Below are 15,329 nucleotides of genomic sequence, written 5' to 3'. Positions count from 1 at the left end.
TTTGTCGGAAAATCCCATATTCCTTACGATCGGTCCTGCAGCCAAAGCGCATCTTCGCCCAGCTTGGCAACAAAGGCTTCGTGATTGGCGCGTTCTTCCGGGGTGAGCCGCGTTGGCAACGGAGTTGCGCGCGGGGTAGGGCGCCAATCATCGCTGATTTCGCCGCTGCCCGATGTGCTGGTCGATAAACCAAAATCAGGTTGCCGCCCGCCGATCAGCTCCAGATAGACCTCGGCCAGGATTTCGGAATCGAGCAGGGCGCCGTGCAGGGTTCGGTTGCTGTTATCAATGTGAAACCGTCGGCACAGCGCATCCAGCGTGGCGGGTGAACCGGGATAGCGTTTGCGGGCAATGGCCAGCGTATCCAGCGCCTGATCCATCGGCAATTGCCGCAGTCCCATCCAATCCAGTTCAGCGTTGAGAAACTTCATGTCAAAGCTGGCGTTGTGAATCACCATCCTGGAATCACCGACAAAATCCAGAAAGCTCTGGCCGACCTTGGCAAAGACGGGTTTGTCACGCAGGGTGACCTGGCCTGGTTCCGGCCGTTGCGGTGGTTCCAGAAGATCGGGACCAATACCATGCACGCCAAAGGCCTCTTGCGGCATACCGCGCTCGGGGTTGATGTAGACGTGATAGGTTTCGCCGGTAGGCATGTGATTCAACAGTTCAACCGCACCGATTTCGACAATCCGGTCACCGGAAAACGGATCAAAACCCGTAGTTTCGGTATCAAGCACAATTTCACGCATCTGCCTGCATCTTTCTGATCTGTTCCAGTACCGCGCTTACCTGCTGGCGCGCATGGTCCAGCGTATCTGTTTCTATGACAAAATCGGCACGGGCGCATTTTTCGTCAATCGGCATCTGTTTTGCCAAGATCTGTTCAAACTGGGCCTCTGTCATGGTTCCGCGCGCCAGCACCCTGTCCCGCTGGGTCTGCGCATCCACATGCACGCAGACCACGGCATCCATGGCCGCGTCGCCGCCAGTTTCAAACAGTAGCGGAATATCAAACACCAGAATATCGCTGCGGGCCTTATCGCGAAAGGCTTGACGATCTGCCGCCAGCAACGGGTGAACAATGGCCTCTAGCCGGGCAAACTCCGCAGGAGCCGCAGCCAGGATCTGCTTGAGCGCATCGCGGCTGACCGCACCGTCAATTACCGCATCCGGAAAAGCCGCTTGCATCGGCACCACTGCCGCGCCGCCCTTGGCATAAAGCCGGTGCACCGCCGCATCCGCATCCCAGATCTCGCAGCCGTTATCGGCAAATATCTCTGCCGTCGTGCTTTTGCCCATCCCGATAGAGCCAGTCAAACCAAGAGAGACTGTCATTTCAGCGCCGCCGCCCGCGCCGCCTCATCCACTTCGGGGCGTTGGCCAAACCAGCGTTCAAATCCAGGCACCGCCTGATGCAGCAACATGCCAAGCCCATCAACCACAGTACAGCCTACCTGTTCAGCAGCTTGCAGCAGATCGGTTTTCAACGGCGTGTAAATCAAATCGGTGACAACCATATGTGGCCGCAGCCCATCAAGCGGCACGCGCAACCGGGGTTTGCCCTGCATACCCAGCGAGGTTGTGTTCACAACCAGCGCCGCCTGTTCAATGATGTTACCCGCCTGAACCCAATCTACCACCGTGATACGATTTCCAAAATCTTTCTGAAGCTGCTCAGCACGAGCGCGGGTACGGTTGGTCAGCAAAATCTCGGGCGTACCTGCCTCTAGCAAAGAGGCCACCACCGCGCGACAGGCACCACCCGCGCCCAGCACAACAGCCGGGCCGCTATCGGGCACCCAATTGGGCGCGCCCTGGTGCAAATTGGTGATAAAGCCATAGCCATCTGTATTATCTGCAAGAATACTGCCGTCACTGCGAAAGATCAGAGTATTTGCCGCGCCCATCAGTCTGGCCCGATCTGTGACCTTATCGGCGATCTGCATCATTGCTTCTTTGTGCGGGATGGTGACATTGGCCCCAACAAACCCGGCTTTGGGCAAGGTTCTGATCACATGCTCAAGGTCTTCCGCCTCCACATGCATGGGAACATAGTGCCCCGCAATATCATGGGCTGCCAACCAGTGATGCTGCAGCTGTGGTGATTTGGAATGCGCCACAGGGCTGCCAATCACCCCGGCTAGCGGGATTTTCTTATCGCTCATTGATCAATTACCCCCTGCAGAGCCAAATAGTTGAGCAGTTCTACCAGGGGTAGTCCCAGTACGTTAAAGTAACTGCCTTCGATGTTTGAAAACAAGCGCACGCCTTCTTCTTCCAGCTTGTATGCGCCAACCGCATGTTGAATGCTATGCCAGTTGCGCGTCACATAAGAGGACAGATAGTCATCCGAACACAGATGCATCCGCAGTCGCACCTGGCCAACATGGCGCCAGATCGGTTCACCATCGCGATAGATCACCGCAGCCGACAGCAGGATATGGCGTTTGCCACGCATCGCGCTAAGCTGGCTCAGCGCCTCTTCGGGGGTTTTGGGTTTTGACAGCAGTTCGCCTTCGAAATCCAGCACCTGATCACAGCCCAGAACCAGTCGACCGGGTCTTTTTACGCTGATTTTACGGGCCTTTGCCTCGGCCAGAGCATCGGCAATATCACGCGGGCTGGCCTGTTCGGCCAATAGCGCCGCCTTGATTGCAGCCTCATCGACGCGGGCGACCTCTGCTTCAAACGGCACTGCCGCCTGTCGCAGCAACTGGGCACGGATCTCTGAGCCAGAGGCCAGAAGGATGTGGGCAGACATGTGGAAAACCCCATGGAAAAGATACGCAAGCTTGTAGGACGGTTTGTATGGTTTTCCGCGATTTTCGCAAGTGCACAGGTAAAGCTGAAATTCCACGAAACTGCGCGCTGATTCCTCCGCCGGGGATTGGGATAACTTTGAAAAACGGGATATCTCTGATCTCCACGATTCCTCCCACAGTTATCCCCACGGTTGGCCCTGTTAACGGGTCGTTAATCCCCCTTATTTGCAAGCCGGTTAACCAATGTGTCACCAATATGGCCGACCAGACCCAAGAATATGTCCCCACTGGGGATAAGCTGGTGAGAAACTGAATAATCCACCGAAATCGCTGTCCCTACAAAAACATCATCCTTTTAATCTTTCTTTATTATTATAAGGGTGGGCCATCACACGCCAAAGGACAGAGCCATGGACCTGACAGACTGGATGTTTACCCTCTATCCCTATGCAAAATCGCTGCACATCATGGCAGTGCTAAGCTGGATGGCGGGTCTGTTCTATCTGCCACGTCTGTTCGTGTATCACGTGGAGCAGGCAGAGAAGGTTCCTGAAAGCTTGGCGATCTTTGTCACCATGGAATACAAACTGCTGCGCTTCATCATGCGGCCTGCAATGATGGTCACATGGGGGGCAGGGCTGTTTCTTGTGGCTACCCCCGGCATTGTCGATTGGGGCCTGTTCTGGCCCTGGAGCAAGGCACTGGCGGTGATTGGCATGACATGGTTCCACATCTGGCTGTCGCGCCGCCAGCGCGCCTTTGCAGAGGGGCAGAACGCGCTGTCAGGGCAGCACTATCGGCTGATGAACGAAGTTCCTACGCTGCTGATGGTGGTGATCGTTGTTTCGGTGATCTTCAAATTTTAACCCCGGCCATTTTGTAGGTGACCATGCGCCTCTGTAGGGGGGCTACAGTGCCATGAGTGGGGATTTGCAAGCAGATTGACTTGCGGGGGGGCAACCCCTATGTATGGCGCCCAACAGGCCCGTCCGGGCACTCGTGTTCTCCGAACTTGATAAAACACTTCTCCCCCAATAGCCGGGGCATAAAGGCCATATATTGATGACCGTCGAATCCCTTAATCTGTCCGATCTAAAGGCGCAAAGCCCAAAAAACCTTCTGTCTATGGCAGAAGAGCTGGAGATCGAGAACGCCTCGACCATGCGCAAGGGCGAGATGATGTTCCAAATCCTGCGTGAACGCGCAGATGAAGGCTGGGAAATTGGCGGTGATGGCGTTTTGGAAGTGTTGCAGGATGGATTCGGTTTCCTGCGCTCACCCGAGGCCAACTATCTGCCCGGCCCGGATGATATCTATGTATCGCCTGAAATGATCCGCAAACATTCGCTGCGCACGGGTGACACCATCGAAGGCCAGATCAAGGCCCCGCTGGAGGCAGAGCGCTATTTTGCCATGACCAGCGTCACCAAGATCAACTTTGAAGACCCGGAAAAAGCCCGCCACAAGATCGCTTTTGACAACCTCACGCCGCTCTACCCTGATGAGCGGCTGAAGATGGAAGTTGAAGACCCGACGCTGAAGGACAGATCCGCGCGGGTGATTGATCTGGTTGCGCCCATCGGCAAGGGCCAGCGTTCGCTGATCGTGGCGCCACCACGTACCGGTAAGACAATGATTTTGCAGAATATTGCAAACTCTATCGAGAAAAACCACCCAGAGTGCTATCTGATCGTTCTGCTGATTGATGAACGCCCCGAGGAAGTCACCGATATGCAGCGTTCGGTCAAGGGGGAGGTGGTTTCCTCCACCTTTGATGAACCTGCGACACGCCACGTTGCGGTGTCTGAAATGGTGATCGAAAAGGCAAAGCGCCTGGTCGAACATAAACGAGATGTTGTTATCTTGCTTGATTCAATCACAAGACTTGGTAGAGCCTTCAACACGGTTGTGCCCTCTTCTGGTAAGGTTTTGACCGGTGGTGTGGACGCAAACGCCCTGCAACGCCCCAAGCGATTCTTTGGGGCTGCCCGGAACATCGAAGAGGGTGGCTCGCTCACCATCATCGCGACCGCGCTGATCGACACCGGCAGCCGTATGGATGAGGTGATCTTTGAAGAATTCAAAGGCACAGGTAACTCTGAACTGGTTCTGGATCGTAAAATCGCCGACAAACGGGTCTATCCTGCCATCGACATCCTTAAATCCGGCACCCGGAAAGAAGAACTCTTGGTCGACAAGGCCGATCTGGCCAAGACCTTTGTTCTGCGCCGAATTCTCAACCCCATGGGCACCACAGACGCGGTAGAATTCTTGCTAGGCAAGTTGAAGCAAACCAAATCCAATGCGGATTTCTTTGATTCGATGAACACCTAGAATTCACCGGCCGACGAAAGAGGAAGGCCAAGATGGATACGATCTTTGCACTGGCTTCCGCGCAGGGGAAGGCTGGGGTTTCTGTAATACGTGTGTCTGGCCCTTTGGCCCTGGTGGCTGCCAATCAGCTTTGCGATCGCCCGATGGCGGAAAAAGGGCGCGGTCTGCGTGTGTTGACCGACCTTGCTGGTCGGCATCTGGACGAAGGGCTGGTCCTCAGTTTTGCGGCGCCGGCCAGCTTTACCGGAGAGAATGTCATTGAATTTCAGGTGCATGGCAGCACGGCTGTTGTGTCATCTCTCCTTGATACCCTGTCGCAGCTAGAGGGGCTTCGCCTGGCAGAGCCAGGGGAGTTTACCCGGCGCGCGCTTGAAAATGGCAAGCTGGATCTGGCACAGGTTGAAGGCCTGGCAGATCTGATTGATGCCGAAACAGAGGCACAGCGCCGCCAGGCACAGGTTGTACTGGCCGGGGGGCTGGGAAAATTGGCCGAACAATGGCGGCTTGACCTGATCCGCGCGGCGTCTCTTATTGAAGTGACCATTGATTTCGCTGATGAGGATGTGCCCGTCGATGTCACCCCAGAGGTGACGGAATTACTGGCCGGCGTTGCCCGTGATTTGCGCCGCGAAACCCAAGGTGTGAAAATTGCCGAACGCATTCGGGCTGGATTTGAAGTTGCCATCATTGGTGCCCCAAACGTAGGAAAATCAACTCTTCTCAATACCTTAGCTGGTCGGGAAGCAGCGATTACCTCGGAATATGCGGGTACCACGCGCGATGTGATCGAGGTTCGGATGGAACTTTCCGGCCTGCCGGTAACGCTGTTGGATACTGCCGGCCTGCGCGAAACAGATGACCATGTCGAAGGTATCGGCATTGAACTGGCGCGCAAACGGGCCGATCAGGCAGATCTGCGGGTCTTTCTGGCGGAACCGGACGAAGCCCTGGATATGGAGCTGCGCGATGGTGACATTCGCCTTTCTCCAAAGGCGGATATGCGGCCGGATCTTGCCGGCGCAATATCCGGCAAGACCGGGGCAGGGGTCGACCAGCTGGTCAGCCATATTTCAGATGTGCTAAAAACACGCTCAACCCAGGTTGGGGTGGCGACGCGCGCCCGCCATCGCGATATGATGCTTTCAGCCCTCAGCAGCTTGACCGAGGCGCAGACCGTATTGAAACGTGGCTCTGAATTCTATGATCTGGCCGCCGAAGATATGCGCTCTGCGATTCGCTCGCTTGAAATGTTGGTTGGTCGCGTTGGTGTGGAAGATCTCCTTGATGAGATTTTCTCAAGTTTCTGTCTTGGAAAATAAGGAGTGTTTCACGTGAAACATTCAAATTTTGATGTTGTTGTCATTGGTGGTGGTCACGCCGGCGCCGAAGCTGCCCATGCCGCCGCCCGCATGGGGGCGCGCACAGCCCTGGTGACATTGACCAAAGATGGAATCGGCGTAATGTCCTGTAACCCCGCTATCGGCGGATTGGGCAAAGGGCATTTGGTCCGAGAGATTGACGCCATGGATGGCGTGATGGGCCGGGTGGCAGATCTGGCCGGTATCCAGTTCAGACTGCTCAATCGACGGAAGGGCCCAGCAGTACAGGGGCCGCGCGCGCAATCAGACCGGGGTATCTACCGGCGCGAGATGTTGAAAGCAACTGAAGCCCAAGACAGGTTGCAGATTATCGAAGGCGAAGCGACTGACTTCATTATGTCGGGTTCTCGTGTCGCCGGGGTATGCTTGGCGGATGGCAGCGAAATTCACTGCAAGGCGGTCATTCTGACCACAGGTACTTTTCTGCGCGGCGTTATTCATATCGGTGATGTATCCAAACCTGGTGGCCGCATGGGGGATCGCCCCTCGGTCAAGCTGGCGGAACGTCTAGATAGCTTCTGTCTGCCGATGGGGCGATTGAAAACGGGCACTCCGCCGCGCCTGGATGGCAGAACAATCAATTGGGATATTCTGGAAGGCCAGCCAGGGGATGATGATCCGACATTCTTTTCCTTTATGACCAAGGGATTGTCAGCCAAGCAGGTTGTCTGTGGCATCACCCATACAAATGAAAATACGCATGAGATCATTCGCAAGAATCTATCTCGATCTGCAATGTATGGTGGTCATATCGATGGGGTCGGGCCGCGCTATTGTCCGTCTATCGAAGACAAAATCATTCGCTTTGCGGATAAGACGTCCCATCAGATCTTTCTGGAGCCCGAAGGTGCAACAGATCACACGGTCTATCCCAACGGGATTTCAACCAGTCTGCCCGTTGATGTGCAGCAAGATTACGTCAGATCTATTATTGGGCTGGAACAGGCTGAAATCCTGCAACCAGGCTACGCAATCGAATACGACTATATCGACCCACGCGCGCTGTCGCTTGATCTATCGCTGAAAGACGTTCCCGGTCTTTATCTGGCGGGTCAGATCAATGGGACTACCGGCTATGAAGAGGCGGCTGCCCAGGGCTTGGTTGCAGGTTTGAACGCCGCTGCGCAGTGTCTTGGCAAGGATCCTATCCTGTTTGGACGCGCCAACAGCTATATCGGTGTGATGGTCGACGACCTGACAACCCATGGCGTGACAGAACCCTATAGGATGTTCACCTCACGCGCTGAGTTCCGCCTGTCACTACGGGCAGACAACGCTGACCAACGTCTTACCCCGCTTGCGGCCGCGTTAGGCTGTATTTCAGAAGAACGGGCGGCACAGTTTGGCGAAAAGATGGAGCGTCTTGAAACCACGCGGCAGATTTTGGAAGAAAATGTTTTTACACCAAAACAAATTGCGGAATCAGGAATTTACGTCAATCAAGATGGCAACAAGCGAACTGCTTATGAAGTCTTGGCCTTCCCGGATGTGAGTTTTAGCGATCTTATTCCACTGTTGCCGACGTGCGCCGACTCGGATGATGTGACGCGGCGCCAGCTAGAGCGTGATGCGCTTTACGTCCATTATATCGCTCGGCAGGAAAAGGAAATTGCCGCGGTGAAACGCGACGAAGGATATAGAATTCCGGCGGATTTTGACTATAGCGGTATCGATGGCTTGTCATCTGAACTGCAGCAAAAGCTTACGCTTGCACGACCCGAAACTTTGGCAAAAGCTAGCCGGATCAATGGGATGACACCCGCTGGGCTTGCCCTTGTCTTGGCGCGGTTGCGGCGCGATAAAAAACTGCAGGAGAAGGTTGGATGAAGCACAAGGTGATACTGGATCAGTTTGATGTTTCACGTGAAACACTGGAACGGCTGGAGATCTTCGAGGCGATCCTTCTAAAGTGGAACCCGCGCATCAACTTGGTTTCGAAAAATAGCCTGCCTTTTCTTTGGGAACGACATATCGCTGATTCGATACAGGTGTTTCGCTGTGCCGACGAGGTAGTCGATACCTGGGTGGATATTGGCAGTGGTGGTGGATTTCCCGGTATTATTGTTGGGATTCTTGCGGCTGAAATCGCTTCGATAACAAAGGTTACCTTGATCGAAAGTGATCAAAGGAAATCTGCCTTTCTGCGCAGTGCCGCGCGAGAGTGTGGTATCGATATATCAGTTTTGAATGAACGTATTGAGAAAGTTCCTGGGCAAAAAGCAGACATTTTATCAGCACGCGCTGTTGCTGATCTTGATATTCTGCTGGAATTTGCTGAACGACATCTGGCAGAGCAGGGCACAGCACTGTTTCCAAAAGGCGCAAGTTGGAAAAAAGAAGTAGATAACGCGGGCTTACGATGGCGATTTGATGTTGAACCGATTACAAGTTTGACTGAAAGTGAAGCAGTTGTTTTGAAAATCAAGGGAGTCACTCGTGCCTGATTTATCCCGCCCGGAGGGGCCACGAATCATCGCGGTTGCAAACCAAAAGGGTGGAGTAGGTAAAACAACAACGGCAATCAACCTGGCTGCGGCCCTGGTCGAAACCGGTTTACGCGTTTTGGTTGTTGATTTGGATCCGCAGGGCAATGCCTCTACCGGATTGGGCATCGACAGCGCCGATCGTGATTCTACTACCTACGATTTGTTGGTTGATGATGCCCCGCTGAGTGAAGTCATTCGCACAACAGAGATTGAAGACCTTTGCGTTATCCCTGCAACTGTTGATCTTAGCTCGGCTGATATTGAACTTTTCGCCAATGAAAAGCGCAGTTTTCTATTGCATGACGCCCTGCGGCAGACAGCCATGGATGACTATGATTGGGATTATATCCTAATCGATTGTCCGCCTTCTCTTAACCTTTTGACCGTGAATGCGATGGTTGCCTCACACTCTGTGCTGATTCCTTTGCAGAGCGAGTTCTTTGCCTTGGAAGGGGTGTCGCAGCTGTTGCTGACGATTCGAGAGGTCCGGCAATCGGCGAATCCCGGATTGCGGATCGAAGGTGTGGTTTTAACCATGTTTGATCGTCGCAATAATTTGTCGCAACAGGTTGAACAGGACGCGCGCGAAAACCTGGGAGAGCTGGTGTTTGAAACCAAGATTCCGCGAAATGTCAGGGTCAGTGAGGCGCCATCTTATGCTTTGCCGGTGCTGAACTATGACAGCAACTCGCTTGGGGCCAAGGCCTATCGTGCCCTGGCAGCTGAGCTGATCTCTAAAAATCAACAAATTGCGGCCTGAGCACGGAGTACGACATGTCAGATAAGAGAAATAAGCCCCGTGGGCTGGGTCGTGGGCTGTCTGCCCTGATGGCGGATGTAAATCCTGATCCGGTCAGCACCGACGCCCGGCCTCAGACACCGCGTAATGCAGAGGTCCTGGTTCCAATCGAAAAGGTGATTGCGAACCCTGATCAGCCACGTCGACAGTTTTTGCAGGAAGATCTGGATGATCTGACGGCCTCAATTAAGGAAAAGGGCGTTTTACAGCCCTTGATCGTGCGGCCTCGTGATGGCGATATCTATGAAATCGTCGCTGGGGAACGGCGTTGGCGGGCAGCCCAGGCGGCACAGCTGCACGAAGTTCCGGTACTGATCCGGGATTATTCCGATGTAGAGATGATGGAAGTTGCGATCATCGAAAACATTCAGAGATCTGACCTGAATGCGATGGAAGAGGCGTACAGCTATAAGCAACTGATGGAACGTTTTGGCCATACGCAGGAAAAGATGGCCGAGGCCCTTGGCAAAAGCCGTAGCCACATTGCCAACCTGGTACGTCTGTTGCATCTGCCAGAGGATGTACGGGCCCTGGTGCATGAAAGAAAGCTGTCGGCTGGTCATGCGCGGGCTTTGATTACTTCGGATAATGCCTCTGATCTTGCGGCGAAAATCGTCAAGGGTGGGCTGTCGGTGCGTGCAACCGAAGCCCTGGTAAAAAAGGATGCAGCGGGGCTGCAGACCTCTGCGCCGAAACGATCAGCAAAGTCAGGTGAAAAAGACGCTGATACCAAGGCCTTGGAGGGCGATCTTGCTGCAATTCTGCGGATGAAGGTCTCTATCGATCACAAATCGGGTGGCGAATCCGGTTCGGTGACCATCAGCTATGAGACGCTTGATCAACTTGATGAGATTTGCAACATCCTGAGCAAGTAATCAGGCTGTTGGGCGGGTCCAGATAAAGGTCAACACTGCTGTCAGAACGACAGCTTGAATGGCAAGCACATGAGCAGGCGCACCAAAGAACAGAGACACAAGAAAGACGGCGGCAATCGATAGGGTTGCCGCCTTTTTTGCGGCGGGTCGAATGGCGCCACGGCTTTGCCAATCCTGGATCATTGGACCAAAGGCCCTATGGGTTAGCAGCCAATTGTGCAGCCGTTCTGATGATTTTGCCGAAAAGAAGGTCGCCACTAGCAGGAAGGGCACCGTCGGGACCAGCGGCAAGATCGCCCCAATCAGGGCAAGCATCAGCGACAGAAACGCAAGAGTGGCATAGAGAAGGCGCATCAATCTGTCCAATCCTTGCAAGCTTGGTCAGTCAACCAAGAGCTCTCGGAGCACGGCATTCAGAACTGCGCGACCCTGATCCGTGGCGCATAGTGTCTGATCTGTGTGGGTAACCATGCCTAAATCTACCAGATGCGCAACCTGCGCCAGGGGTAAATCCTTGCCGGCCAGGGCGATATAGCGGGGAATATTCATGCCCTCGCGCAGCCGCATCGACATCATCATGTATTCGATTGCGGTATCTTCACGGGGTAGGGGTTGGCACAGGCTTTCCCCGGATCCTGCCGCGACAGCCTGGAGCCAGGCCCCCGGTGCGCGGTGGGTTTCCGTCGCGTAGCGTTGCCCATCCAGCGTCAATCGGCCATGGGCGCCCGGGCCGATACCAAGGTAGTCGCCATAGCGCCAATAGATCTGGTTGTGGCGTGATTCTTCGCCGGGGCGGGCATGGTTGGATATTTCATAGGCGGGCATACCCTGGGCTCCGCAGATGTCCTGGGTGGCCTGATACATGTCGGCGGCGCTGTCGTCGCTGGGTAGATTGCGCAGTTTGCCTCGGGCGTAGCGATCACCAAAGGCGGTGCCTTCCTCGATCGTCAGCTGGTACAGCGACAGGTGATCGATTGCCATCGACAGTGCCTCGGTCAGCTCTGCCTGCCAATGGGCAAGGTCCTGACCCTGGCGGGCATAGATCAGATCAAAGCTGACCCGGTCAAAACATTTGCGGGCAATGTCAAAAGCGGCACGGGCCTCGGCAACAGAATGAAGCCGACCAAGTCGGCGCAGGTCTTCGTCGTTCAGGGCCTGAATGCCCATAGAGACCCGGTTTACCCCGGCATCGCGATAGCCGGCAAAGCGCCCGGCCTCGACCGATCCTGGGTTTGCTTCCAGGGTAATTTCGATGTCATTGGCAAACGGCCAGATTTCACGTGCGCCTTCGATCACGGCCGCGACGGTTTCCGGCATCATCAAAGAGGGCGTGCCTCCGCCAAAAAAAATGGAATTCAGCACCCGCCCTGACAGCGGAGGCGCACAGCGCTTCAGTTCGCTCAGATAGGCGATAACCCACCGTTTTTGATCAATATTATTGGTGACGTGACTGTTGAAATCGCAATAGGGGCATTTCGCTTGGCAAAAGGGCCAATGCACGTAGAGGCCAAACCCACCCTGGCGCCAATCATCCACTGAAACAGCCTTTGACAAAGGCGCTGACGGCGCGGCCACGGTGGCTGATCTGGTTCTTTTCTTCCTTGGCCATCTGGGCGCAGGTAATGTCATAGCCGTCTGGCATGAACATTGGATCGTAGCCAAAGCCGCCTTCGCCGCGAATGGGCCAAACCAGTGTTCCGGGCATCACACCCTCAAACACTTCGTCATGCCCATCGGGCCAAGCGAGAACCAGAGTGCAGCGAAACTGGGCGCTGCGGGGGGCATCCGGGCCTTTTGCGGTAATTTCATCATTGGCGCGGGTCATGGCCAGCATGAAATCGCGACCATTGCCAGTTTCTGCCCAATCGGCGGTATAGACACCAGGGGCGCCATCCAGTGCGTCGATGGTGATGCCGCTGTCATCTGATAGTGCAGGCAGGCCTGTGGCCTTGGCGGCGGCATGGGCCTTGATCCGGGCATTGCCGACAAAGCTGTCTTCTGTTTCGTCCGGTTCGGGCAGGTCCATTGCGGCAGCGCCGATGACCTTGACGCCAAAAGGCGCCAGGATCTCGGTGATTTCCTGCAGTTTGCCGGCATTGTGGGTGGCGACCAGAATCTGGTCGCCCTCAAATTTGCGGGTCATGCGCAGGCTGCCTTTTGCAGGGCGGCCAATTCTGACGTGCCTTTTTCCGCCAGATCCATCAGCTGGTTCATCTGGTCACGCGAAAATATCGATCCCTCTGCCGACATCTGAACTTCGATCAGCTTGCCCGATCCGGTCATGATGAAGTTACCGTCAACGCCGGCCTCAGAGTCTTCCGGATAATCCAGATCAAGCACTGGCTGACCAGCGTAGATGCCGCAAGAGATAGCGGAAACAGGATCCATCAGCGGGTCAATTTTGACGTCGCCGACCTTCATCAGTTTGTTGACGGCAAGGCGCAGGGCGACCCAGCCACCGGTAATCGCGGCGCAGCGGGTGCCGCCATCGGCCTGCAGCACGTCACAGTCGATGGTGATTTGGCGTTCGCCCAGGGCAACGCGATCCACCCCGGCGCGCAGGGCCCGGCCAATCAGGCGCTGGATTTCCACGGTGCGGCCACCCTGTTTGCCGGCAGCAGCTTCGCGGCGCATCCGGGTATTGGTGGCGCGGGGCAGCATGCCATATTCTGCCGTCACCCAGCCAAGGCCCGATCCCTTGATAAAGGACGGCACGCGTTCTTCCAGGGTGGCGGTGCACAGAACATGGGTTTCCCCCATTTTGATCAGGCAAGAGCCTTCGGCGTGTTTGGTGAAACCGGTCTCGATCGACACGGCGCGCATTTCGTTCAGGTCTCTGTTAGAAGGTCGCATGGGCTATCCTTTTTTTGCTGCCCTTCGGATAGCCGCCGGGGGCGCGGGGATGCAAGCATGATTGACCTTTTCCCATATCGCTCTTTAATGCAAATTGGGTAGGGGATCCCGTAACCGCAAAATGTGACCGTAAAATCGCTGATGACAAATGCCAAAGAAATACTAAGTGATATGAACGATCGTTCCCGCGAGGTGTTCCGGAGCGTTGTTGAAAGCTATCTTGAAAGCGGCGAGCCTGTGGGCAGTCGCACCCTGACGCGATCTTTGAACGAAAAGGTCAGTGCGGCGACGGTGCGCAATGTGATGCAGGACCTGGAATTCCTGGGGTTGCTTGATAGTCCGCACGTCAGTGCCGGGCGTATTCCAACCCAGATGGGGCTGCGGATGTTTGTAGACGGGTTGCTGGAGGTCGAAGATCTGCAAGCCCGCGACCGGGCAAAGATCGATGCGACCCTGGGCAAGAACGGTGGCGATGTCGGCGGTATGCTGGATCGGGTTGGATCGGCGCTGTCGGGGGTGACGCAGGGCGCATCTCTGGTGTTGACGCCAAAGCAGGAAAGTGAGCTGCGGCATATCGAGTTTGTGTCACTGGCGCAGGACCGGGCGCTAGTGGTTCTTGTGTTTTCCGATGGGCATGTGGAAAACCGCTTGTTTTCCCCGCCGCCTGGGCAGACGCCCAGTTCGATGCGCGAGGCAGCAAATTTTCTGAACTCGCTGATTGAGGGACGCACCCTGGGCGGATTGCGGCGCGATATGCAAAAGGAAATCGACGCTCGCCGACAAGAGATTGACGTATTGGCGCAGGAAATGATCGAAAGCGGTTTGGCGGCCTGGGAAGCCGATGATGCCGATAAGGCGCGGCTGATCGTGCGCGGACGCGCGAATCTCTTGGGGGAGGGCGGCGTGCCGGCGGAACTGGATCTGATCCGCAGCCTGTTCGATGACCTGGAGCGCAAGCAAGATATTGCCGAATTCCTGGAACTGACCGAAGATGGCGAGGGCGTTCGCATTTTTATCGGTTCTGAGAACAAACTTTTCTCACTTTCGGGTTCCTCTTTGGTGGTCTCTCCCTATATGAACTCGGATCGAAAGATCATTGGCGCGGTTGGCGTGATTGGCCCGACCCGCCTGAATTACGGACGGATTGTGCCGATTGTGGATTACACGGCGCAACTGGTTGGACGGTTACTATCTGACCGGAGCTAGAGGTGAACAAATGGCAGAGCCCAGAAACGACGATTTTTTGGACGACATCGAAAATGTCGAAGCGGAAGAGCTGGCATCGGAGATGGCTGAATTGGACGATGCTGCGATTGAGCTGGATGAGTTGCGAGCGGAGCGTGACGAATACAAAAACCGCTTTATACGGGCGCTGGCCGATGCGGAAAATGCCCGCAAACGGGGCGAGAAGGCACGCCGGGAGGCTGAACAGTACGGTGGGTCAAAACTGTCACGCGACATGTTGCCGGTTTTTGACAATTTAAAACGTGCGGTAGAATCCACCACCGATGAACAGAAGGAAGTTGCTGGCGCCTTGATTGAAGGTGTTGAGCTGACCATGCGGGCACTGGTTGGCGTGTTTGAGAAACACGGCGTGCGGGTTGTATCGCCAAAGGTCGGTGATCGCTTTGATCCGCAGCTGCATGAAGCAATGTTCGAAGCGCCGGTGCCAGGCACCAAAGCTGGCGATATCATTCAGGTATCGGCCGAGGGTTTCATGTTGCATGATCGGCTGTTGCGCCCCGCGCAGGTTGGGGTGTCTTCGACACCGGCGAGCTGATCGCGGGCTCTTGAATTTTCGGCCCCGCTGGGGCCGGCCTGCGGCGCAGGTATTTTTA

The 15,329-nt window shown here is 55.3% G+C and carries 17 protein-coding genes; 9 read left to right on the top strand and 8 right to left on the bottom strand.

Going from position 1 to position 15,329, the window contains the following annotated elements; genetic code table 11:
- Window positions 1-23: 23 nt before the first annotated feature.
- Genes dnaQ through ACN0VH_RS07235 form a run of 4 tightly spaced genes read right to left on the bottom strand, consistent with a single transcriptional unit; the run spans window position 24 to window position 2,764 of the window.
- Window positions 24-752 (bottom strand): DNA polymerase III subunit epsilon, encoded by a 729-nt coding sequence (gene dnaQ, locus ACN0VH_RS07250; RefSeq protein ID WP_278922191.1) that lies wholly within the window; start codon window positions 750-752, stop codon window positions 24-26.
- Window positions 745-1,338, bottom strand: coding sequence for a dephospho-CoA kinase (gene coaE / locus ACN0VH_RS07245; protein ID WP_278922192.1), 594 nt, complete (start codon window positions 1,336-1,338; stop codon window positions 745-747). Before coaE ends, dnaQ begins: the two co-directional genes overlap by 8 nt.
- Entirely contained in the window at window positions 1,335-2,168 is an 834-nt protein-coding gene (locus ACN0VH_RS07240; protein WP_278922193.1) for a shikimate dehydrogenase, read from the bottom strand. The genes coaE and ACN0VH_RS07240 overlap by 4 nt, the downstream gene beginning before the upstream one ends.
- A complete protein-coding gene (locus tag ACN0VH_RS07235) occupies window positions 2,165-2,764 on the bottom strand; it encodes a Maf family protein (protein ID WP_417700140.1) in 600 nt (199 codons plus the stop codon). Before ACN0VH_RS07235 ends, ACN0VH_RS07240 begins: the two co-directional genes overlap by 4 nt.
- A gap of 411 nt (window positions 2,765-3,175) precedes the next feature.
- On the opposite strand from ACN0VH_RS07235, the gene ACN0VH_RS07230 reads away from it, so the two are divergent.
- From ACN0VH_RS07230 to ACN0VH_RS07200, 7 genes are all read left to right on the top strand, one after another.
- Window positions 3,176-3,631, top strand: coding sequence for a CopD family protein (locus tag ACN0VH_RS07230; protein WP_417700138.1), 456 nt, complete (start codon window positions 3,176-3,178; stop codon window positions 3,629-3,631).
- A gap of 196 nt (window positions 3,632-3,827) precedes the next feature.
- Window positions 3,828-5,099, top strand: a complete 1,272-nt coding sequence (gene rho, locus ACN0VH_RS07225) for a transcription termination factor Rho (RefSeq protein ID WP_278922196.1) — start codon at window positions 3,828-3,830, stop codon at window positions 5,097-5,099.
- A gap of 32 nt (window positions 5,100-5,131) precedes the next feature.
- Window positions 5,132-6,418 carry a tRNA uridine-5-carboxymethylaminomethyl(34) synthesis GTPase MnmE gene (mnmE, locus tag ACN0VH_RS07220; protein WP_417700137.1) on the top strand — a complete coding sequence of 429 codons (1,287 nt, stop codon included), beginning with the start codon at window positions 5,132-5,134 and terminating at the stop codon, window positions 6,416-6,418.
- Between the two features lie 12 nt (window positions 6,419-6,430).
- On the top strand, window positions 6,431-8,305 hold the full coding sequence (gene mnmG, locus ACN0VH_RS07215; protein WP_417700135.1) for a tRNA uridine-5-carboxymethylaminomethyl(34) synthesis enzyme MnmG: 1,875 nt from the start codon (window positions 6,431-6,433) through the stop codon (window positions 8,303-8,305).
- Window positions 8,302-8,922: a 16S rRNA (guanine(527)-N(7))-methyltransferase RsmG gene (gene rsmG / locus ACN0VH_RS07210; protein WP_417700133.1), complete on the top strand. Its 621-nt coding sequence runs from the start codon at window positions 8,302-8,304 to the stop codon at window positions 8,920-8,922. Before mnmG ends, rsmG begins: the two co-directional genes overlap by 4 nt.
- The gene (locus ACN0VH_RS07205; RefSeq protein ID WP_232401381.1) at window positions 8,915-9,724 is read left to right on the top strand and encodes a ParA family protein; all 810 of its coding nucleotides are present in this window, start codon (window positions 8,915-8,917) and stop codon (window positions 9,722-9,724) included. The genes rsmG and ACN0VH_RS07205 overlap by 8 nt, the downstream gene beginning before the upstream one ends.
- Window positions 9,725-9,738: 14 nt before the next feature.
- Entirely contained in the window at window positions 9,739-10,638 is a 900-nt protein-coding gene (locus tag ACN0VH_RS07200) for a ParB/RepB/Spo0J family partition protein (protein ID WP_417700131.1), read from the top strand.
- Here the strand turns inward: ACN0VH_RS07200 and ACN0VH_RS07195 are convergent, their stop codons facing one another.
- Genes ACN0VH_RS07195 through rph form a run of 4 tightly spaced genes read right to left on the bottom strand, consistent with a single transcriptional unit; the run spans window position 10,639 to window position 13,491 of the window.
- A complete protein-coding gene (locus tag ACN0VH_RS07195) occupies window positions 10,639-10,992 on the bottom strand; it encodes a YbaN family protein (RefSeq protein WP_278922201.1) in 354 nt (117 codons plus the stop codon).
- 27 nt (window positions 10,993-11,019) lie between these two features.
- Window positions 11,020-12,174: a radical SAM family heme chaperone HemW gene (hemW, locus tag ACN0VH_RS07190; RefSeq protein WP_417700128.1), complete on the bottom strand. Its 1,155-nt coding sequence runs from the start codon at window positions 12,172-12,174 to the stop codon at window positions 11,020-11,022.
- The gene (gene rdgB, locus ACN0VH_RS07185) at window positions 12,167-12,781 is read right to left on the bottom strand and encodes an RdgB/HAM1 family non-canonical purine NTP pyrophosphatase (protein ID WP_278922203.1); all 615 of its coding nucleotides are present in this window, start codon (window positions 12,779-12,781) and stop codon (window positions 12,167-12,169) included. Before rdgB ends, hemW begins: the two co-directional genes overlap by 8 nt.
- Complete coding sequence (gene rph / locus ACN0VH_RS07180) at window positions 12,778-13,491, bottom strand: ribonuclease PH (RefSeq protein ID WP_278922204.1); 714 nt, start codon at window positions 13,489-13,491, stop codon at window positions 12,778-12,780. Before rph ends, rdgB begins: the two co-directional genes overlap by 4 nt.
- 141 nt (window positions 13,492-13,632) lie before the next feature.
- On the opposite strand from rph, the gene hrcA reads away from it, so the two are divergent.
- Window positions 13,633-14,697 carry a heat-inducible transcriptional repressor HrcA gene (hrcA, locus tag ACN0VH_RS07175; protein ID WP_278922205.1) on the top strand — a complete coding sequence of 355 codons (1,065 nt, stop codon included), beginning with the start codon at window positions 13,633-13,635 and terminating at the stop codon, window positions 14,695-14,697.
- A 10-nt stretch (window positions 14,698-14,707) separates the two neighbouring features.
- Entirely contained in the window at window positions 14,708-15,271 is a 564-nt protein-coding gene (locus ACN0VH_RS07170) for a nucleotide exchange factor GrpE (RefSeq protein ID WP_278922206.1), read from the top strand.
- Window positions 15,272-15,329: the final 58 nt, after the last annotated feature.

The organism is Pseudophaeobacter sp., assembly GCF_048267565.1.
GTDB lineage: Bacteria > Pseudomonadota > Alphaproteobacteria > Rhodobacterales > Rhodobacteraceae > Pseudophaeobacter > Pseudophaeobacter profundi.
This window is presented reverse-complemented; position numbering and strand designations above follow the sequence as displayed.